Origin of the sequence: Bifidobacterium apri (assembly GCF_009299485.1) — a bacterium.
GTDB lineage: Bacteria > Actinomycetota > Actinomycetes > Actinomycetales > Bifidobacteriaceae > Bifidobacterium > Bifidobacterium apri.
This window is the reverse complement of sequence record NZ_WBSO01000007.1, coordinates 92,254-111,313: the sequence shown is the minus strand read 5'-3', so window position 1 is coordinate 111,313 and position 19,060 is coordinate 92,254. Positions and strand designations below refer to the sequence as shown.

At 60.0% G+C, this 19,060-nt stretch carries 17 protein-coding genes; 12 read left to right on the top strand and 5 right to left on the bottom strand.

The genetic code is table 11. The annotated features are described in order from the left end of the window. Positions 1-174: 174 nt before the first annotated feature. From DSM100238_RS06070 to DSM100238_RS06035, 8 genes are all read left to right on the top strand, one after another. The gene (locus DSM100238_RS06070; protein ID WP_152355782.1) at positions 175-804 is read left to right on the top strand and encodes a hypothetical protein; all 630 of its coding nucleotides are present in this window, start codon (positions 175-177) and stop codon (positions 802-804) included. Between the two features lie 26 nt (positions 805-830). Continuing rightward, positions 831-1,025: a single stranded DNA-binding domain-containing protein gene (locus tag DSM100238_RS06065; protein ID WP_152355781.1), complete on the top strand. Its 195-nt coding sequence runs from the start codon at positions 831-833 to the stop codon at positions 1,023-1,025. 88 nt (positions 1,026-1,113) lie between these two features. Beyond that, entirely contained in the window at positions 1,114-1,518 is a 405-nt protein-coding gene (locus DSM100238_RS06060; RefSeq protein WP_240812379.1) for an RDD family protein, read from the top strand. A 69-nt stretch (positions 1,519-1,587) separates the two neighbouring features. Further along, positions 1,588-1,923: a hypothetical protein gene (locus DSM100238_RS06055; protein WP_152355780.1), complete on the top strand. Its 336-nt coding sequence runs from the start codon at positions 1,588-1,590 to the stop codon at positions 1,921-1,923. A 56-nt stretch (positions 1,924-1,979) separates the two neighbouring features. Further along, the gene (locus tag DSM100238_RS06050) at positions 1,980-2,546 is read left to right on the top strand and encodes a hypothetical protein (RefSeq protein ID WP_152355779.1); all 567 of its coding nucleotides are present in this window, start codon (positions 1,980-1,982) and stop codon (positions 2,544-2,546) included. Positions 2,547-2,686: 140 nt separating this feature from the next. Continuing rightward, the gene (locus DSM100238_RS06045) at positions 2,687-4,147 is read left to right on the top strand and encodes an L-serine ammonia-lyase (RefSeq protein ID WP_152355798.1); all 1,461 of its coding nucleotides are present in this window, start codon (positions 2,687-2,689) and stop codon (positions 4,145-4,147) included. Positions 4,148-4,298: 151 nt separating this feature from the next. After that, positions 4,299-4,706 carry an FKBP-type peptidyl-prolyl cis-trans isomerase gene (locus DSM100238_RS06040; RefSeq protein WP_152355778.1) on the top strand — a complete coding sequence of 136 codons (408 nt, stop codon included), beginning with the start codon at positions 4,299-4,301 and terminating at the stop codon, positions 4,704-4,706. Between the two features lie 107 nt (positions 4,707-4,813). Next, the gene (locus tag DSM100238_RS06035) at positions 4,814-5,299 is read left to right on the top strand and encodes a GreA/GreB family elongation factor (protein ID WP_152355777.1); all 486 of its coding nucleotides are present in this window, start codon (positions 4,814-4,816) and stop codon (positions 5,297-5,299) included. Positions 5,300-5,536: 237 nt separating this feature from the next. Here the strand turns inward: DSM100238_RS06035 and trhA are convergent, their stop codons facing one another. After that, positions 5,537-6,433: a PAQR family membrane homeostasis protein TrhA gene (gene trhA, locus DSM100238_RS06030; RefSeq protein ID WP_152355776.1), complete on the bottom strand. Its 897-nt coding sequence runs from the start codon at positions 6,431-6,433 to the stop codon at positions 5,537-5,539. 103 nt (positions 6,434-6,536) lie between these two features. Between trhA and DSM100238_RS06025 the strand changes: the two genes are divergently transcribed. Then, a complete protein-coding gene (locus DSM100238_RS06025) occupies positions 6,537-8,030 on the top strand; it encodes a sensor histidine kinase (RefSeq protein ID WP_152355775.1) in 1,494 nt (497 codons plus the stop codon). Between the two features lie 413 nt (positions 8,031-8,443). On the opposite strand, the gene DSM100238_RS06020 is transcribed toward DSM100238_RS06025, so the two are convergent. From DSM100238_RS06020 to DSM100238_RS06005, 4 genes are all read right to left on the bottom strand, one after another. Next, entirely contained in the window at positions 8,444-8,722 is a 279-nt protein-coding gene (locus DSM100238_RS06020) for a WhiB family transcriptional regulator (RefSeq protein WP_015450379.1), read from the bottom strand. A gap of 66 nt (positions 8,723-8,788) precedes the next feature. Continuing rightward, positions 8,789-10,552 (bottom strand): FtsK/SpoIIIE domain-containing protein, encoded by a 1,764-nt coding sequence (locus tag DSM100238_RS06015; protein WP_167511069.1) that lies wholly within the window; start codon positions 10,550-10,552, stop codon positions 8,789-8,791. A gap of 350 nt (positions 10,553-10,902) precedes the next feature. Next, positions 10,903-12,201, bottom strand: coding sequence for an LCP family protein (locus DSM100238_RS06010; protein WP_167511068.1), 1,299 nt, complete (start codon positions 12,199-12,201; stop codon positions 10,903-10,905). 64 nt (positions 12,202-12,265) lie between these two features. After that, entirely contained in the window at positions 12,266-13,675 is a 1,410-nt protein-coding gene (locus tag DSM100238_RS06005) for an LCP family protein (RefSeq protein WP_152355773.1), read from the bottom strand. Positions 13,676-13,970: 295 nt separating this feature from the next. On the opposite strand from DSM100238_RS06005, the gene DSM100238_RS06000 reads away from it, so the two are divergent. Genes DSM100238_RS06000 through DSM100238_RS05990 form a run of 3 tightly spaced genes read left to right on the top strand, consistent with a single transcriptional unit; the run spans position 13,971 to position 19,019 of the window. Continuing rightward, positions 13,971-14,285, top strand: a complete 315-nt coding sequence (locus DSM100238_RS06000) for a WhiB family transcriptional regulator (RefSeq protein ID WP_152355772.1) — start codon at positions 13,971-13,973, stop codon at positions 14,283-14,285. A gap of 31 nt (positions 14,286-14,316) precedes the next feature. Beyond that, a complete protein-coding gene (locus DSM100238_RS05995) occupies positions 14,317-17,463 on the top strand; it encodes a glycosyltransferase family 2 protein (protein WP_152355771.1) in 3,147 nt (1,048 codons plus the stop codon). Beyond that, positions 17,460-19,019 carry a DUF5719 family protein gene (locus DSM100238_RS05990; RefSeq protein ID WP_152355770.1) on the top strand — a complete coding sequence of 520 codons (1,560 nt, stop codon included), beginning with the start codon at positions 17,460-17,462 and terminating at the stop codon, positions 19,017-19,019. Before DSM100238_RS05995 ends, DSM100238_RS05990 begins: the two co-directional genes overlap by 4 nt. The last annotated feature ends 41 nt before the right edge of the window (positions 19,020-19,060 follow it).

The window sequence follows — 19,060 nt, the reverse complement described above, 5'->3', positions numbered from 1 at the left end:
CGGCGGAGGCGTGGGACGAGCAGATGGAACGACTCGCCGCCCAGGGCGCACCCGTCCCCGGGTACCCCGTACAATCAACCACAACCCACAACACGAGGCAGTGTTGCACTCCAAACTAGAAAACGGGCTATCGATATCGCAAGGTTCCATTCAGTACAATCGAAGGAGATTGTCATGGACATCAAAATCGCAACGGGGGTAAACGATCACAGACACGCCAAGACCGTTTGGATCATCCTTGCGGCGGTCGCGGTTGTCGCCGCGGCGGTCGCCCTGACGGTCGCGCTCACGACGCGGGATACCGCCACGCCGCGCCCCTCAGTGACTACGACCGCGGCCACGAAACGGTCACCGAACACGGCGGCGACACCGAAGTTCCCTGCATCCTATGCCCGGGCGATCGACCACTACCTCGACGACACGGCCACCGCCCTCGACCAGCAGAAGGAAGACCAGGGGAATACACAGGTGCCGGTGCAAACACGTGCCACGCCCAGTTACCGCATCGGCGTGGACGGAACGCACGAGCCGGCGATCTTGCGCAGCGTCGAGGACGTGCAAATCCCGGCGGGCAAGTACCAGCTGACAGCCTACTGCATCGGCGAGGGCAGCGCGGATGTCGACTTCACCGTCGGCGGCGCCTCGAAACACGGGCTCCTGCAATGCTCGCCCGATGAGGTGAATCAGTCCAACCTGATCATCGACACTGATGGCACGGCAAGCGAAAGGACCGTGACCATCACGCCGTCAGAGCATTGCGAAAGCATGATCGGATACCAGATCCTGTACTACAGGCAGCAGTAACATTACCAGACCCATGGAGCAGATCCATGGCAACCATCAACGAGATTACGATGACCGTGGTCGGCAACCTCGTCGCCGGCCACGAAATCAGACACACCGCCACCGGGCGCAGCGGCGCCAGGTTCCGCATCGCCCAGACCGCCGCCGTGAACGACACGACCGGCGACCCGTGGAAGAACGACGACATGTTCACCAGGCAACCCGAACAACCCGAATTCTGACCGGCCCTACGCGCCCCACACCCCGATATCGAATAAGAATCATGGAACATGGGTACGATGAAAACATCGAGTTGCCTTGAAGGAGACGATGATGTTTGCTTTATGGCTGCGCAGGGCCGCAGCGTATGTTCTTCGCATTGTGCTGCCAACATCGTTGATGTCGCAGTTTATCGGGACGTTGCTGTTTGGTAGGTCTTCGCCGGAGGGAACCGCAGGGACTTGGATTGTCTGTCTCTGTTTATTGTTCTGCGGCATCGTCTCCGCCTTGTCCACGCGCGACGGGCAGTCCTGGGCTCACCGAGTCATGCGGCTTCAAGTCGTCGACCAAGACTCAGGAATGCCGATATCGGGTAGCAGGATGGGTTTGAGGGAACTCGCGCATCTTGCTGATATCGTGTCTCTCGGCATCGGATTTTTCTGGCCGTTGTGGGATGGCCGTGGACAGACCTTCGCCGATAAAATCGCCAAGACTATGGTCATTGCCAAGATATAGGCATACTGGGAACCACGCACGGATGCGTTCAACATGAACATTACATCCAGACAATGGAGCCTATGATGAATGTTCAACATCAATATAAGAGTGTACGCCGGGCGTTACGGAAATCTCCAGTACGGCAATTACGACACCAAGGTCAACATCACGAAGACCATGATTGCCGCACCCCGCAATGAAGACCATAGTGTCGCGCGCGGCGGCAGATCGTCCCTCATGGCGCAATTCCAGAACAGCTGTCGGCGTCTCGCGAGACATGAGCGTCGCACGTCTATCAAGGAACCGGCGTGGGTATTGCGCTCGCTGCCAGCATCTGCCGGCATCCGTCACGTGACCCGCATCGGCCGCGAAACGAGTCACGGATGCAGCCACATTCGAGTTTGCCGCCTGCGCCGCTTATAGTGGCGGATAGCCGTTCAAAACACGTACGGTCAATGTGTATGCAGCAAAGGAACACCATGGTCAAGCAAGCGAACAATCCCGCCCGCAACGGCAATCGTCATGTCCCGATCATCTTCGCACAGGCGGTGATCGTTGCACTGGTACTGTGTTTGGGCGAAATGCTCTGCGCACCGTTGTATGTCGACATGTCTTACCATTCGTTGGCACTGGTGCCTTGGTCTGCCATCGCCGGCCTGCTGTCGGTCGTGTTCGCCTATACGGTCGGATTCGCGGCGTTGTGGGCGGCGGGCAAAGTCTCGAAGAAAGCGCCGCAGGCGTGGCGTCCCGTAATCGCGGCGTTGTTCGGTGTGGTGTTGTTCGGCGTGTGGGGCTATGTCGTCTTCGCCGCCGTGCTCAATTCGGTTATCGTCCCGCTTGGGCATGCCGCGTTGGCCGGGGCGCAACTGGGTTCCATCGCATTCAATTGCGCGGCCGTCGGCTTGGCGTCGTTCTTCTGCGCTTCCGCCTTCGGAGAACGCCTCGCCGCATTGCGTACATGGGTGTGGGGTCTGTTCGCCTGCACCTTGCTGTTCGCGGCATTCGGCGTGTTCTTTGCCGTACACATGGCCGCGCTACTCTATTGAATTGATGATTGAATGGATTGTCGATTGACCGACAATACGCCGACAGATCGGCCTGCCGGCTGATGGCATGACCTCTCGGCGTACCGTGCGGCAAAGCGTCGACGCGGATCGTTCGACCGGCGAAAGCGGAGGTGGCTGTTGTGTTCAGCGTGCTTGACATGTTCTCCATCGGCGTGGGACCGAGCTCGTCGCACACAGTCGGCCCGATGAAGGCCGCCTGCCGCTTCTCCCGTTCGTTGCGCGGCTCGGGCATCCTTCATCAGGTCGCCCGCGTGAGAACCGTCCTGTACGGCTCGCTGTCGTTGACCGGTGCAGGCCACGGCACCGACCGCGCGGTCATCGCCGGGCTTGAAGGCAATATGCCTGATTCCGTCGATACCGTGCATCTGCTCCACGACCGCGAAGCATGCGCTCACAGCCGGTGTCTTGACTTGCCGGGCGGCCGTCGCATCGCGTTCGACCCGGACAGTGATATCGTGTTCGAGAAATGGCAGCGTCTCGCCGCGCACCCCAACGGCATGCGTTTCCAAGCTTTTGACCGTGAAGGTAACTTGCTTGATGAACAGGTCTGGTATTCGATCGGTGGCGGGTTCATCGCGCAAGGCAGTCCCGAAGACGCATTGATCGGCATTCACGAGCGTCCGCCTGAGAACACGGCGTTCGCCGATGCTGACGAGCAGGAGACCACCAGATTCCCCGACAAAGCCCCCTACCATTTCGACACCTGCGGCGAGCTGGTGACCTTGTGTCAACGGGAGCACAAGCAGATTTCCGACATTATCTGGGCGAATGAAACCGCCATACGCCCAGCTGCCGATGTGCGGGCGAAGCTGCTCGCCGTATGGAAGGCGATGGAGGAATGCGTGCAGGCGGGCTGCTGCAGCGACGAGCCGGTCCTGCCCGGCGGCCTTGACGTGCCACGGCGCGCCGCCGGCATGTACCGTCTGCTGATGTCCACCGGGGACGTGTTGCGTCGCAGCCATCACCGTATCGACGTGGTCTTGGAATCCTCGGATGCGGCATGGGTGAACTTGTTCGCGCTCGCGGTCAGCGAGGAGAACGCCGGCGGCGGCAGGGTGGTCACCGCGCCGACCAACGGATCCGCCGGCATCATCCCCGCAGTGCTGGAATACTACTGGCATTTCGTTGATGGGGCCGACGAGGATGGTGTGGTCCGGTTCCTGCTCACCGCCGGTGCGATCGGCTATCTGTTCAAGCGCAATGCGTCGATTTCCGGTGCCGAGGTCGGGTGCCAAGGTGAAATCGGTTCTGCATGTTCGATGGCCGCCGCGGGGCTGTGTGAAGTGATTGGCGGGACCGTCCAGCAGGTCGAGAACGCCGCGGAAATCGGCATTGAGCATAATCTCGGCTTGACGTGTGACCCGGTTCGCGGCTTGGTACAGATCCCTTGCATCGAGCGAAATGCCGTGGCTGCGAACACGGCGATCAACGCCGTGCGGATCGCCATGCTCGGCAACGGATCGCATATCGTGACGCTCGACCAGGCGATCCGCACCATGAAGCAGACCGGTGAGGACATGATGTCAAAGTACAAGGAGACAGCCAAAGGCGGTCTCGCGGTGAATGTCGTCGAATGTTGAGGAACGAACCGCGCACAGACGACCCGTATCCTGCGAAGCGGCGCGAAGCGTGCTAATCTAAGTGACATTGTGTTCAATGGCATTGTGCCGATGGGCCCGTGTTACGCGGGGTCTGGGCAGAATGCACAGACAAGGCATCAAGGAGGCAAGTATGGTCAGCAATATGCCCGAGGTCAACGCTGAGTTCGGCGCTACGCCGGCAATCGCTTTCCCGACGGACAAGCCGCCGGTTGGGTTGAAATCCATTGAAATCGTGGAAGGTGACGGCCCGATGGTCCGCCGTGGCGACACGGTGACGGTCAATTATCATGGTGTCGTCTGGGGCAAGGACACCCCCTTCGATTCCAGCTTTGAGCGCCATCAGCCGGCAAGCTTCGGCATCGGTGTCGGTCAGGTCATTCGCGGATGGGATATGACGGTTCCCGGCCATAATGTCGGTTCGCGACTCGTGGTGTCGATTCCGCCGTCCTACGGTTACGGCGCCCAAGGTGTTCCGCAGGCGGGTATCGGGGGAGAGGACACCCTCGTATTCGTCATCGACATCATCTCGACGCGCTGACGCGCATCCTTTCAGGCGCCGGTGGCCGCCGGCGCTTTTTTGTGACATGGCCGCCCTGCTGAGCGATACTCGCGGGCGGTGCGATTCATCAAGGTCAGGAGGTAACAATGGCCGAGGAAGAGAAAACGATCCTGCTCACGCAGGAAGCATACGACAAGATGAAGCAGGAGCTCGAATACCGCGAGGGCCAGTATCGCGACGAAATCACCGAGCGTATCGCCGCGGCACGCGCGGAAGGCGATTTGTCTGAGAACGGCGGGTATCAGGCTGCCCGCGAGGAGCAGGGCAAGAACGAGGGTCGTATCAACGAGCTGACAGTCAAACTGCGCAATGCGAAGATCCTCCAGGCGCCGAAGGCGGGTACGGTCGGCAATGGCTCAGTGGTGACCCTTGAACTCGCCGGCAAGGAATTGACGTACGTGCTCGGCTCCCGTGATATCGCCGTCGCCACCGATTATGACGTCATCAGCCCGGAATCGCCGATCGGTGCCGCGATCATGGGCGCCAAGACCGGTGACACGGTGTCGTACTCGACACCGACCGGCCGCCAGATTTCCGTGACCATCAAGAATGCGGAGCCGCTGAAGGCTTGATATTTCGGGTGTGTCGTCCTGGTGGACGTCCCGTCCCGATGAATGCGGAATATGGTTGTGGCCCGGCATATGACTGCGTATGCCGGGCCACAACCATATCTACGTGGACTGGATGCGGCTCAATCGCACGTTCTGTCAGACGCATATCAGGTGCGTACCGGGTAAGTAAGCGTCGGGCATGCACCTGAACGCCGTAGGGCTCTCATGCGCGCGGGGAGTATGAGCCAGCCGGCCGCGTCACCTGAGATTGCAAATCACCATGTAAATCGCGACCATATGGCAGGCGTACCCGGCGATGGTGCCGAGATGGAAGATTTCATGGAATCCGAAAACCTTCGGCCATGGGTCCGGTTTGCGCAGAGCGTACACAATCGCGCCGAGAATGTAGCACAGGCCGCCGGAGGCGATAAGCACCACGACTGCCGGCCCTGCTGCCGGGGAGATCCAGAACAGGCCCATGTATGTCACACCGGACACGCCGAAGATGATGTATACGAGCACATACAGCCAGCGTGGCGCATTGATCCAGATCACATGGATGATCATGACAATTGCCGTGCACACCCACATGCTGGCGATGATGATGTCACGCATACGCGGTTGCAAAGCGAAGGATACCGGGGTGTACGTGCCGGCGATGAGCAGGAAGATGTTGACGTGGTCGATGCGCCTGAGCACGTTGGTCACGTTGGGGGACCAGTCGCCCAGATGGTAGACCGCCGAGTTCGTGAACAGCACCAGCGAGCAGGTCATGAAGACGGCGCACGCCCATTTCAGCCCGGCGCCGTGTGCCAGACAGATCAGCACGATGCCGGCGGCCAAGGACAGCGGGGCGGCGATGGCATGCAACCAGCCGCGCATCAGTGGTTTGGGGCGACCGTGGACGTCCAGCCGGACTTTCTTTGCGATTTGTGGAACACTGACGCCTTCCAGCTTGGCGGCTTTCGCCTCGGCCTTGGCGAGCTTGTGTTCGGCTTTTGCGTCTGCTTTGCTGCGGATCCGGTCTGCTTTCGCCTGCGCTTTCACGCGGATCGCTCTCGCTTTCGCACGCATTTCGCGTTGCCTGGCCTGCGCGACCGCATCCCGCTGCTGCGACTGATTCGTCTCGATGGCGGCTTCCTCTTGTCCGGTCATATGCCTCACATCCTCGGTTACGCTAACGTAACCTACGTTACCGTAAGTGAGGTATTTGTCAACCTGACGCCACGGGGACGACCATGGTGCGTATGATGGGAGCATGGCAGAATTCACGCAAATCCTCGCGATGCGCCCCGACTTCACGGACGCCGATCGCGAATGGCTCCACCAGCTCGTCACAGATTGGCAGGTTATCGCCGACCTGAGTTTCGCCGACCTGCTCCTGATTCTACCGATGCCGGACGGCCGTTACATCGTCGCCGACCAATGCCGTCCATCCACGGTGATGACCTTGCGCAGCGAGGATGTCGTCGGCAAGGAAGTCGACCGTGAACTTGACGGCGAGCTCGACGCCGCCATGCATGCGACCTCGATCTTCCGCTCGACCGTGATGCGCAGCATCGGCAAATCGACCGTATGCAATGTGTACGCTCCCGTCCGTCACGAGGGCAAGACCTTGGGGCTGGTGGTGCGCGAGACCAATATGGCGACGCGCGAATCCAACGGCAGATATGAATCCGAAAGCATCAACGCCGGCAAACAACTCTACGAGATGATCCCGCGCGGACAGTTCCCTTATCATGACCCTGTCATGAACCAGCGGCACAATGCGCGTGTCGCCGACGGATTCATCATCCTCACCGTAGACGGCATCGTGCGATACGCCTCACCGAACGCCGTGAGCTGTTTCCGCCGTCTGGGTTCGCTCACCACGATGCAAGGGCAGTATCTGAGCGAGGTCGGCACGCAGCTGTTGCACACGAATGACACGTTCCCCGAAAGCCTGCCGTTGGTTCTCAGCGGCAAAGCGGCGATAGATTCCGAACTCGAAGCCAATCGTTCCGCGGTGTCCATGCGGTCGTTGCCCCTGTACGACGCCAACGGGCGGACGGGCGGCATCGTGCTGTGCCGGGATGTCACCGAGCTGCGTCGTCGCGATGTCGAACTGCAAACCAAGGATGCGACCATCTCCGAAATCCATCATCGGGTGAAGAACAATCTTCAGGCGATTTCCGCGTTGCTCAGGCTGCAGGCGCGCAAAACGCAGTCCGAGGAGGTCAAGAAGGAACTCGCCGAAGCACAGCGTCGTGTGCAGACCATCGCCATGGTTCATGAAGGGCTCAGCCAGACGGCTGATGAAGTGGTCGATTTCGACAAGGTGATTTCGAAGCTGCTCAAGATGAGCGTCGATCTGGCCACCATGAGCGACCAGCATATCGACATCGATTTCGACGGCTCGTTCGGCATGATGCCCGCCCAGGATGCGACCCCGTTGTCACTGGTGCTGACCGAGCTGGTCACGAACGCGGTCGAACACGGGTTCGAGGGACGCCAACAGGGGCATATCCTGATTCGTGCGAGCCGGACAGGCACCCATCTCGATGTCGCCGTGGAAGATGATGGTTCCGGTCTGGAAGCCGAGGAAGAGCATGGCATGGCGAAATCCTCCGGATCGGGTCTCGGAACGCAGATCATCAACACATTCGTCACGAACGATTTCGCTGGCAGCGTCCATTGGGAACCAGGCGAGCATGGTGGCACCAAGGTCATGCTGAGCATCAACCTCCGGGCGGCTCAAGCCGAGCAGAATTAACGCTGCGGCGCTTCAGGCATTGATGTCGGAGCGCTGACCGGGGGATTGCTGACCGGGGGATTGCCGCGCGGCGAGCTGCATCGGCCAATCTCCCGGGGACACTCGGTATACCGTCGAGGTACGTGGGGCACCTGCCTGATTCCAGCTCGCTCCGGCTCAACGCCTTGCATGTGCAGCGTGCATTCACCCGACGCTTCATACGCCCCTGTGCCGTCAGCTGTTTGGGTAAGCTCCGTTGACCTGCCTTGGCGTGTCGTCCAACGCAGGTTAGGACAACCAGTAGGCCTTCCTCGCTGATGTTACTGCCGAGATGTGTGACGCGTCATCTAACAAGCGGGGCTGAAACAGTGAGGGCCGGTCATCCGTATCGATGACCGGCCCTCACTGCGAACGAGACGCGTTGCCCCGCGAAATCAGATTTGCATCTGCATATTCTGCGAGCGACGCGCACGCATGGCGCGGCGCTTCAGCGCACGACGCTCATCTTCGCTCAGACCGCCCCACACGCCGTAATCCTGATTGGTATCCAGCGCGCATTTGAGGCACGCGTCGATGACTTTGCAGGTGCGGCAGACGGCTTTCGCCTCTTCAATCTGCTGATAGGCCGCGCCGGTGTTGCCGACGGGGAAGAACAGCTCCGGATCCTTGTCGCGGCACGCGGCCTTTGCCCGCCAGTCATAAGCACTGCTCATTGCTTGTTGCCTTCCTTCATGTCCTAATCAAGTCCACTACCAGATAATCACGAAATCGAGGACTTTTCAAGAGGTTTGGCCAAGAGAAATGTCATCGTCGTGTGGAGATTGGTAACGCAAACATTCTACGCGGTAACGTAAACATTGTACTGGCCTCGCTTTCGGCCCGTCAAGTACCACTGCGCGTCCCGCAGTGGTGAAATCATGCTGCTGCATCGATGCGAGAACGGTCGCGGGAATGCCCAGCGCGAGATCATGCATACGATCCCCTGTGGGGAAGACCACGCGTATGGGCGCGTCCTGTGGAACGCTGATGTGACGCAGGGAAGCTGCGGCAAAGACGACGGTGGCGTCAGACGATAGCAGAGCCTGCCGGAAGCGTTCGGCATACGGGTCGCGTGACAGCGGGTCTGCCAATCCATCGGCATCATCGGCAACGACGAGCTCACTGATTGCCATGTTCGGCGACGTCTGCGCTGTGAACCGCTGTTCGAACCGTGTGCCGTCGGCGTGCATCGTCCAACGGGTGACGTTGATGCCAATCGACAATGACTGCGTGCAGAGCATATCCAGAAGCTCGCTTTTGCCGCATCGCGGACGGCCGATGATCGCGATGTTCCCTGCTGACAGATCGATGGATGCCGGATGCCAGACGACCCCGTCATCCTCGATGCCGATCACCACACGGGCTGTATGGTCGGCGGTCTCGATCGAAGCATCGCCGTTATCGGCGGTAAGATTGCTCGGCATGCGTTCAAGTGTCGCAGGCAGGGGTGGCGTGAACAGCGCGGCCGTGGGGGTTCGCGACATGAACAATCCCGCTGTGGTGATGTGACGAATGAGGCGTTTGGCATCTGTCGGCGTGGCGCACCGCCATGATTGCAAGACCTCGCCGTCATACATATACGCGCCTCCCGGACACGACGGGCTGATGGATTGCGCGACCGGAGAATCAAGGAGTTCTTGCGATTGCATGACATCGTTGACGCGCAGGCACAGATGCAGTCGGATATTGGCTTTCATTTCGGCACTGACCTGGCCGAGCGGATTTTGCGTGCATGCGATCAGATGCATGCCTAATGACCGGCCGAGTGAGGTCACCCGGGTCAGCCGCTCGAGATAATCAGGCAGCAGGGAACGGATCGCGTGGAATTCGTCGATGACGATGACCAAGGCAGGAGGTGGATCGTCGAGCTCTGCCAGATTGGAACATCCCTGAGCGGCGATAAGCTGCTCACGCCGCCGCAGTTCACGTTCCAGTGCGAGTAACGCACGTGTCGCATGCGACAGGTCCAAATCGCATACGTTGCCCACGCAGTGCGGCAGATCCGCAAGTCCTTGGAATGTGGCTCCGCCTTTGAAATCCATGAAAATGAAGTTCACCCGCGTCGGCGGATTTCTTGCTGCGAGCGCGAGGCACCAGACCAGCAAGGCCACGGATTTGCCGGAGCCGGTAGTGCCGGCGACGAGGGCGTGCGGCCCTTGTTTGGCGATGTCCAGCGTAAACACCTTGGCGGTACCCGCGCCGATGGGGACGTCAAGGTGCGGTGAATCCAACCATGCGCGCACGATGGTACGCCATGGCATCGGGTCATGGTCCAATCCCAGCAGCGTTTCCAATGGTGCTGGGGCGTCAAGTTCGGACGGGGGAGGCGCGCCGCGTCCTAAGGCTTGGGCTGCTGCCGCAGATGATCCGTGCGTCTCGGTGGCGGTATCGGATGCATTCGCTGGCGTGTTGACACCGCGGCGTGGTTCTGCATCGCTGCCTAGGGCGAGTGCCGCGGACGCCAGACATCCTATCAATCCAGGAAGGGCTATCGGAACGAACATCCAACGTCCTTCGAGCCCCATGATGACGGCCATCATGCATTGCGCGGCGGCGGGTGCCAGCGCGGTGCACGCGACGAGGATCGTGCGGCGGCGGTGTTGAGGCGCGTGGTGGCGTCGCCGCTGTTGTCGTCGCCGCAAGGAGTGCTCTGATACTTGTAACCCCAAAGTCATACACGACAGTATGACTGGGCAATCGGCGTGTCGGCTAGGCAAGAAGATGAATGTGGACAGAAGAAGAGCTCGTCGGGGAAGCCACAGGGTCGCCCCTGCAAACGCTACGACAACATCGCGCGACACATCGGGAGCAGCACGACGGGGTCATCGCTACAACAACAACCCCTAGTACCTCGTCAGGAGGCTTCGGCTAGCGTGCCGACGCTTCCCGAAGCATGGGTGCCGGCCGCCAATTCGCTGAACAGTTGCAGGTTTTTGTCGTCGTCAAGCAGCACACATGATCCGACGCCGGTCACGTAATAATTTTGGTCGGTCCAGTACACACTGCCGGAAATGCCTTTGGAACTTGAGGCGCTGCGGAATGCCATGACCATGGCCAGCAAGGTGGTCGGTGTGGTGTTATCGTCGACGTTTACGGACGCCAAGGCGGTTTTTGCGACCTTCGATGTGGTGGAGAAATTCGTCAAAGCGCTTCTGGACGTCGCTTTCTTCATGATCGCAGCGATGACTTGGCGTTGCCGGGCGGCGCGACCGAAATCACCTTGCGGATCTGAGTAGCGCATACGAGAGAACGCCAGCGCCGTGCCGCCGTCGGCGACATGGCATCCCGCCTGCCACACGAGGCCGGAGTTGGCGTCGTTGACGGTGCTGTCGTAGCACAGTTCCACGCCGCCGAGAGCATTGACCACGTTCTGTACGCCGCCGAATTTCACCATGGCGACATGGTTGATTTTCTGACCGGTGATATTCTCGATGGTGCTGACCAGTTGCCGCTTGCCGTACAGCTCATATACGGCGTTGAGTTTCATGGATGTATCGTTGACTTTCACCAGCGAATCACGCGGAATCGAAATCAGCGAGCTTGGACCGCTTTTCGGCTTGGTCAATACGAGGACCGTGTCGGTGCGAGTACCGGGTACATCGCCGGAGGATTCATTGATGGAGCCGTCTCGCTCATCGGATCCGAGAATCAGCCATGAGGTAGCCTGCCCGTTGGCCATATCGCTCAGCCATGCGGACTTGCTGAGGTTGCTGTTGACCCAGCTGTATGCCGCGATGGCGGCGACGATGGCCGCAATCAGGAGCACTGCGACCAGTCGCGACAGCACGCGCCCTGCACCAATGTGATGACGGGGGCGGGCTGGGCCGTTGGGCAGTCCGGCGCCTGGCTGGCGATGATGACCGCCGCTGGCGGGTATTACAGCCTCATTGTTGGTGGCGTTGCGCGAAGATCCGCCTGTCACGCGTGCTGATTGTCTTCCCGATGGCGTCGCGCCTGCCCTCCGTGCGGAGGATGCGGCACGCGTGCCTGCAGACCGTCCATCAGAAGGAGAGAAACTCGGGGGCACGACCTGGCCTGTCGCCGGTTGCGCGGGAGCGGATGGCGTGCGGACTCGATGCTTCGGGGTCCCCGCAGGCAAGAAGCTCGGCGGTTGGCTGCCGCCAGCCTCCCACTGCGATGATCCTTGTGACATACGACCTCCTGTGCGAATACGGTGCTACTTTTACTCAGCGCCGGCACACTGTCACGGATTTTCGTCATTCCTGCGCATTAACCGCACATACGGTGGCGCTGAGATAGCGATCGGCGATGCCCAGATACTGTCCTGTTGTCGGATCGGTTATGGTGCCGTTCTTCTTGTTGACGATACCGCCGGTGTTCGGGTCAATGAGCGTGCCGTCGGCGCGGGTGATCAGACCGGTCGTCGGATCGACGGTCTCAGTCGCCGATGCTGATGCCGACGCCGATGGCGACTCGGATGCGCTGGTGTCATCCGAGTCGCTGGGGGAGGCGGACGAGTTGTCTGACGGGGAATCTGAAGCGGTGGTCTCAGTCTGTGTCAGTGGCACTTCCTTGCGCAGCTTCTCCCATACGTCGTCCGCGTTCGAAGCCCAGACAACGCGGTTCTTGTCTTTCGTCCAAGAAGTCACTGGGATCGTCTGCATATACAGATGAGTTGGGTCGAGGTCTTTCAGGCTCATCGCCAATCCCACCAATGTGGAGGCGTGTGCAAGCCCGGAACTGATATTGAGCGATTTGAGCGCGGTTTTCGCCAGCTGATACAGCTGTGCACTTTGCGTGAGCAGGTTCTTCGACAGCGCTTCTTTGATGATTTCCTTGACCAGGTACTGCTGGCGCGTCGTGCGCATGATGTCCGAACCGTCGGTGCCTGTCCCGTGACGCATACGAGCGTATTCGGTCGCTGTCGTACCGTCGAGGTGCTGCATGCCGGGTTGCAGATTGATACCCGTGGTTGCGTCCTTCGTGGCGACGGGAATGCACAAATCAACGCCGCCGAGTGCATCGACCATGTCGCGCATGCCGGCAAAGTCCACGATGACGAAGTTCTCGATATCCAGCCCGGTCAACGAATTGACCGCCGCCATGGTGCAGCTGCCGGCGGAAGCCAAATCGCCGCCTTTGGCGTAGGCGTTGGCGAAAATCGAATTGAACATCACTTCATACCGTGCGGCGATGGTGCCTTTACTGGTCTGGCAGCTGGGGGCGTTCACAATGGAATCGCGGGGAATGGATACCAGGTTGATATACGAACGGTCGGCGCTGATCTGCAAGACCATTGCGGTGTCGGACTGATGGTTCTCCGCATCACCGGGGCCGCCGAGCGCTTTGTTTTCCTCACCGCTGCGTGTATCTTGCCCGAGCAGCAGGATATTGATGGTCTGACCGGCGTTGGGGTCAACGACAGCTTCCTGTGTTGAGCCTGATTTTTGCGGGATGATGTTGATGGAGTTCGTGTCGATGACATGGTTGATGTCATACCATGTCATGGCGGCGGCGCTGCCGACGAAAACCAAGGCGGCGGCAACCACGCACACGACCACGGAACGCGCCTGATGCCGAGTGCGGTAGCCGAGGCTGTGACGGGGCTTCGACTGATTCCACCCATTGAGGTTGGGAAGCTTATGGTTGCTGCGATGGGATGTCACGCTTGGAACCTTCCTGTGAATCGTCAGCCTTGGCCGAACTCGGATGTTGTGCTCTCCTAGACCAAGCCATTGTAGACCAATATGACGATGAAACGTGTCGTATTCACAGTATCCCCCCGACACTCACATTTTGTTTTCAGTCAGTATTGTGAAGCGGCTCCGCTTGCCATTCTCCGCATCAGCACTCTGATACGATGCCCCCGTGCAGACTGCGTATGCATCAGGGGGTTGTTATATCGGCGGTTCGGCGTATATGCTGGAACTCAGTGATACTGCCAAATACCAAGGAGGAGATATGCGGAGTGAATCACGGAACTACGACGGTAACGGTGCCGTCGGTTCGTGCTCGCAGCATGGCGCTTGGGGGATTTTTGACGAGCAGGACGGGCAGTCATGGCGCACCAAGGCGTTATGCTCACAGACCGATCCCGAGGTGTTCTTCCCGGAAAAAGGCGGTTCGACGCGCGACGCCAAGCAGGTATGCGAATTGTGCGAAGTACGTGAACAATGCCTCGATTGGGCTGTCGATCATGATGAACGATTCGGCATTTGGGGCGGCATGAGTGAACGGGAGCGCCGGCGCTACAAGAAGGAGCGTCGCCGGGCGTGAGGCTTTCGCCCCCTTGCGTACACTGGGAACTATGGATTTGACAGGCAGCGGCATCGAACAATTGGTGGGAGATGTGTTGGCGGCGCGCACATATACGCACAGCCAAGACGTCGACGACTCCGTGGCGGCGGTGATCACCGTCGAGGAAGACCGGAGGTTCTTCGCGTCCACGCTGTCGGCCGTGCTGGCACAAAGCGTGTTGCCGTCGGTCGTGGTCATCGCCGATTGCACAGGCGCTCTGGCACGACCGCTCCAGACCTCATTCGAAGTCATCCCCATGCCCGCAGGGCCTGCCATGCGTTTGCCGCAGACCAAACAGGTGTCGGTGCGCATCGTCGCGGTCGACGGTGCAAAATCTTTCGCGCAAGCGGTTTCCCAAGCCACGGAGGCGGCGCGGCTCGACTCGAGGATTCGCGGCCTGTGGATGTTGCACGACGATTCCCGCCCGGCGGATACCGCTTGTCTCGAATCGTTGATCGAAACATGGCATAATGCTCCGACCGCTTCGATCCTGGGCGCGAAACAGCTTGACTGGTCGGGGGAGAACCTTCACGACGTCGGCAAGTATGCTGGCCACCACCGTTTGTATTCCTTGGTCGTCGATGGGGAGCCGGACCAGGAGCAGTATGACGGCAGGCAGGATGTGTTCGCCGTATCGCTCGCCGGGGCACTGGTTCCTGTCGATACTTTGCGCATGCTCCACGGTATTTCATCGTGGTTCGGCACCTTCGCGCAGTCTGCGGATTTCTGCCGTCGCATATGTCTCAGCGGCGGTCGTGTCGTCGTCGTTCCCCGCGCGCGTATCGCCCATCGGCGCGCAAGATTCGAAGGTATTCGCACCCGTGGCGGCATGCCCATCGACGAGGAGGAACCACAACATACGTCGATGACGCGGATGCGCGCCGAACAACGATACGCGTATACGGATACCCGCATGCTGTTGTGGCTGGTCTGGTGGCTATGCAGCCTGCCCGCCTCGCTGGCCCGTGCTGTGGGAAAACTGTTCGCGAAAAAACCGTATGACGCCCTGTGCGAGCTGGTGATGCCATGGTCCGCACTGGTGTCGTTCCCGCGTGCGATCAAGGCTCGTCGTCTTGTCGCCCGGCAAAGCAAGGTGTCCCAATCCCGTCTCGAACAACTGGTGGCGGATCGGCAGCAGATTGCACGGTGGCGTGACCGCCGTCGCGCGTTGGACAGCCAACGCCATGTCATCCTGCTCAGCCCGTTGGCCAAAGCGCATCTGCGCACACGGCTCATTCGGCGGTGGACCGGTGCGATACTGATGTCGCTCGTTGTGCTATGCCTCTTGATTGGCTGGCAATGGCCTTTGGTGCGATCGTTGGCAACGGGTGGCACATTGTATTCAGACCAATGGCTGCCGACCGGCGCGAGTTGGCGGCAATTGGTTGAATCCGCCACCACCCAATGGGTGTTCGGCGGCGGTGTGGGGCGCGCAGCCCCTCCGACGCCATGGTTGTTGGTGCTCACGATCGCATCCGTGTTCACACTCGGTCATGTCGCCACGGCGATCAGTGTTATGTACTTCGCTTCCGCACCGCTCGCAGCGCTGTCGTTCTGGGCGTTGGCGGGAGTGTTCACCCGTTCCGACTCGGTGAGAATCGCCGGCGGGCTGATGTGGGTCTCCTTTGCTGCGGCGATGGGATTGTATCAGTCCGGGAATCTCGCGATGCTCACCATGATGGTGTTCCTGCCTGCGGCTTTCGCGTTCGTATTCCGTGCTGTGGGCATGTACCATACCGAAGATCCGATGAAACCGAAGGCGTCGATCCAGTCGGCGGCGTGCGCGGCATTGTGCTTTGTCATCGTTGTGTTGTCCGAACCACAGACCCTGCTTGCTTTGGTTGTCGCGTTCATCGTGTTTCTCATGATGGTGCCCAAGCATCGCGCCATGCTGCTGCTGATACCGTTCCCTGCAGGATTCGCTGTCGCGCCGACCCTGTCCAACGTCATCCGTAACGGCATGCAAGGTATGTGGCGACAGTTGTTCGGCGATATCGCGATTCCTCTGCGCAGCGTCAACGGCTCGCCGACCGCGTTGAGTCTTGCCGATGTGGTCCGTCGGACATTCGGCGTCAGCGGTAGCGGCGACTGGAGTTCGCTCGACTCACAAACGGCATGGCATGTTGCTTCAGTGGTTGCGCTTGCCGCCGTGGTTGCGCTGGCGGTCCTCTCGCTGTTCCTGCCGTTCGCGCTGAGGGTCTCGCGCATGATGTGGGTGGTCGCCGTCTGTGGAGCGGTGCTGTGCTTGGCGTCTTCCCGAGTGACCATCGCAGTTGACGCTTCCGGCGAAGTCGCTGGTTCCGTGCTTCCGGGCATGGCATTGGTGATGGTGTCGTTGCTGTCTTGCGTATGTTTGGTCGCCGGAGGCGCTGTGCGGCGGTTCCGCCCATTGAAATCGTCTCTTGGAGCGGAAGAGGGTGCTGTCCATGCACGTCCGGAACAATCCCGCCGTACAACGACGGTGACTCGCGCCGGGCGCGCTGTACTGGTCATCGTGATGGTGGCATTCGCCACGGCGTGGTGTGGTTTTGCCGCATTCGCGTCTCCCAGCCAGCATATCGGTGGAAGCACCGCCGGCCTGCCTATGGTGGCTACCGACTATCTAGCGAAAAACAGTGACTCCCGGGTGCTCGCATTGAAGGCGCAAACCGATAATTCGGTCGATTATTCGGTGCTGCGCACCAGCAAAGGCGATTTGATCGATGCGTCGCCTGCGTTGCGTGCTCAGTTTGTGTCGGGGGAACACGACGCCGCATATCAGACCATCGCCCAGGCAAGCGCCGCGTTGCTTTCCGGTTCGGACGACGATGCGATCGCGGCGATTGGCCAACTCGGATTCGGCGGAATCTACGTGGTGTCCAATACGTCGAACAACGCTGCGAGAACGGCAACAGGGAATCTGATTGCGAATATCACTGCGTGCGATGGCGTGCAGACCGTCGTCAGCGCAGACAGCGGCACGTATTACCGTGTCGCAGGTGCAACCGAAACCGCGACCCAGCACGTTGATACATCCGCGCAACACAGGCTGCAAACGCGTGGTTGGCGTTATGTGTGGCTGTGGAGCATGGGTGTGGTCATCGCGGCGTACTGTCTGGTCGCCCTGCCTCGTCCGGGTGCCGGTATGATGAGCGATGACGAGGAGGATGAAGCATGAGCCAGGAGCTATCCAACCGGAAACGCGGCGGCGCCGGCCGTCACACCGCATCGACGGTCCGCCGTGTCCTTGTGGCCGTGTTGACCATGATCCTCATTGTTGCGGTGTTCGCGGCGTTGACTGTGTTGGAGCCTGCCCGGTGGCTGATTGACCGGTCTTCGGTGTCATCGGCGACGACCGTGCAACATGTCAGCCAGACGCAATACGGCTTGCTGTGTCCGCAACAGATGACGCTTGCGGATGACGAGAATTTCGGAGACAGCGAGTATCAGGCGACTGCAGGGAATATCACATCCGCGGCATTGTACGCTGCCTTCGGTTCCGTGTATGGAGCTGATGTCTACAATTACCCATTGTCCGGCGAGGATGCGCAATCCAGCGAGCTTTCTGACGACAATCTGCTGGATTCGGCGAATGTCAAAACGCTTGCCGGGGATGTCACGAAGAACGCCCAGTACATCGACGCCAAATTGTTGGAGGCGAAATCCGGGACCGGTGTGATCGGTTCGATGGCCTCATGGGCGACTTCGGGAGATCTCAGGGGCATGTCCGCCGCTTCCTGCGTGCCGACTGCACTCACCGACGCATTCCTGCTTCCGGCGACGCAAACCGGTGTCACCGAGCAGCTGGTGGTGTCCAATCCTTCGCAGAAGTCGACTTCGCTTGATGTGACCGTGTACGGTACGAAACATGCGGGGAAGCTGTCGCTGTCCACATCCAGTACGCTGACGGTCGCTGCGGGCGGGCAGGCGACGCTTGACATTTCCGCCGCCGCACCAGGGCAACAGGGTGTCTATGTCACCGTGTCGAGCACGGAAACGCCGATTGCGTCCGTGGTGAACGTGACTCGTATGCAGGGGTTGAAACCGTTGGGATCCGATGTCGTTCTTCCTCTGGGCGACCCTGCGCTGACCCAAGCCTTGCCCGGCGTGGTCAAGGGGGATGCCGTGACTGCGCTTGTCTACGCGGAACGCAATACCACGGTGACATTGTCTTGGGTCACCGGTGAAGGCCGTGTGGAGGCGAAGACGGTCACGGTGCCCGGCAACAGGGTCACCGCAGTCGATCTCGGCAATGCCCCGGACGACGCGACCGGCTTGTTCGCCGATGCCACATCCCAGATCAGTGTCCAGGCGACAGTCAGCCAGAGTGCTTCCGGTCAGGCTGATTTTGCGTTCATCCCCGGTGAATCGGGGCAGCGTGCATCAGGATTGGTCATTCCGTCCTCGGTGTCGGCGACCCTGCAATTGGTCAATCTCTCCGACACCGACCAAACCGTGACACTGCACGGCTATGATGCGTCCGGCAACGCAACAGGAAGCAAACGCATATCCGTGGGGGCTACGACAGGCGTGTCGGTCGATCCTGCGGATATCGGCGATAACACTCAGCTGTTCACCTGCCGCGCGGGCAAGAACATTGTGTGGGGCGCGAGGCTGTCCCAAGCGTCGCTGTCTTCAGGCAAAGTGGCGCAGGCCGCATATCTGCCGGCGTCATCGTTGGAGCCTCAGAGTCGCGAGGTGCTGACTGTGAACGATCAACGCATTGTGCATTGACCGTTCACGGCGTATGTCGTCTGATGCATAGGACGTTCGCC

Excerpts from the sequence above, each read along its gene's own strand:
- DSM100238_RS06070 (WP_152355782.1), top strand. The coding sequence starts at position 175 with ATGGACATCAAAATCGCAACGGGGGTAAACGATCACAGACACGCCAAG.
- DSM100238_RS06065 (WP_152355781.1), top strand. The coding sequence starts at position 831 with ATGGCAACCATCAACGAGATTACGATGACCGTGGTCGGCAACCTCGTC.
- DSM100238_RS06060 (WP_240812379.1), top strand. The coding sequence starts at position 1,114 with ATGATGTTTGCTTTATGGCTGCGCAGGGCCGCAGCGTATGTTCTTCGC.
- DSM100238_RS06055 (WP_152355780.1), top strand. The coding sequence starts at position 1,588 with ATGTTCAACATCAATATAAGAGTGTACGCCGGGCGTTACGGAAATCTC.
- DSM100238_RS06050 (WP_152355779.1), top strand. The coding sequence starts at position 1,980 with ATGGTCAAGCAAGCGAACAATCCCGCCCGCAACGGCAATCGTCATGTC.
- DSM100238_RS06040 (WP_152355778.1), top strand. The coding sequence starts at position 4,299 with ATGGTCAGCAATATGCCCGAGGTCAACGCTGAGTTCGGCGCTACGCCG.
- DSM100238_RS06035 (WP_152355777.1), top strand. The coding sequence starts at position 4,814 with ATGGCCGAGGAAGAGAAAACGATCCTGCTCACGCAGGAAGCATACGAC.
- trhA (WP_152355776.1), bottom strand. The coding sequence starts at position 6,433 with ATGACCGGACAAGAGGAAGCCGCCATCGAGACGAATCAGTCGCAGCAG.
- DSM100238_RS06025 (WP_152355775.1), top strand. The coding sequence starts at position 6,537 with ATGGCAGAATTCACGCAAATCCTCGCGATGCGCCCCGACTTCACGGAC.
- DSM100238_RS06020 (WP_015450379.1), bottom strand. The coding sequence starts at position 8,722 with ATGAGCAGTGCTTATGACTGGCGGGCAAAGGCCGCGTGCCGCGACAAG.
- DSM100238_RS06015 (WP_167511069.1), bottom strand. The coding sequence starts at position 10,552 with ATGTTCGTTCCGATAGCCCTTCCTGGATTGATAGGATGTCTGGCGTCC.
- DSM100238_RS06010 (WP_167511068.1), bottom strand. The coding sequence starts at position 12,201 with ATGTCACAAGGATCATCGCAGTGGGAGGCTGGCGGCAGCCAACCGCCG.
- DSM100238_RS06000 (WP_152355772.1), top strand. The coding sequence starts at position 13,971 with ATGCGGAGTGAATCACGGAACTACGACGGTAACGGTGCCGTCGGTTCG.
- DSM100238_RS05995 (WP_152355771.1), top strand. The coding sequence starts at position 14,317 with ATGGATTTGACAGGCAGCGGCATCGAACAATTGGTGGGAGATGTGTTG.
- DSM100238_RS05990 (WP_152355770.1), top strand. The coding sequence starts at position 17,460 with ATGAGCCAGGAGCTATCCAACCGGAAACGCGGCGGCGCCGGCCGTCAC.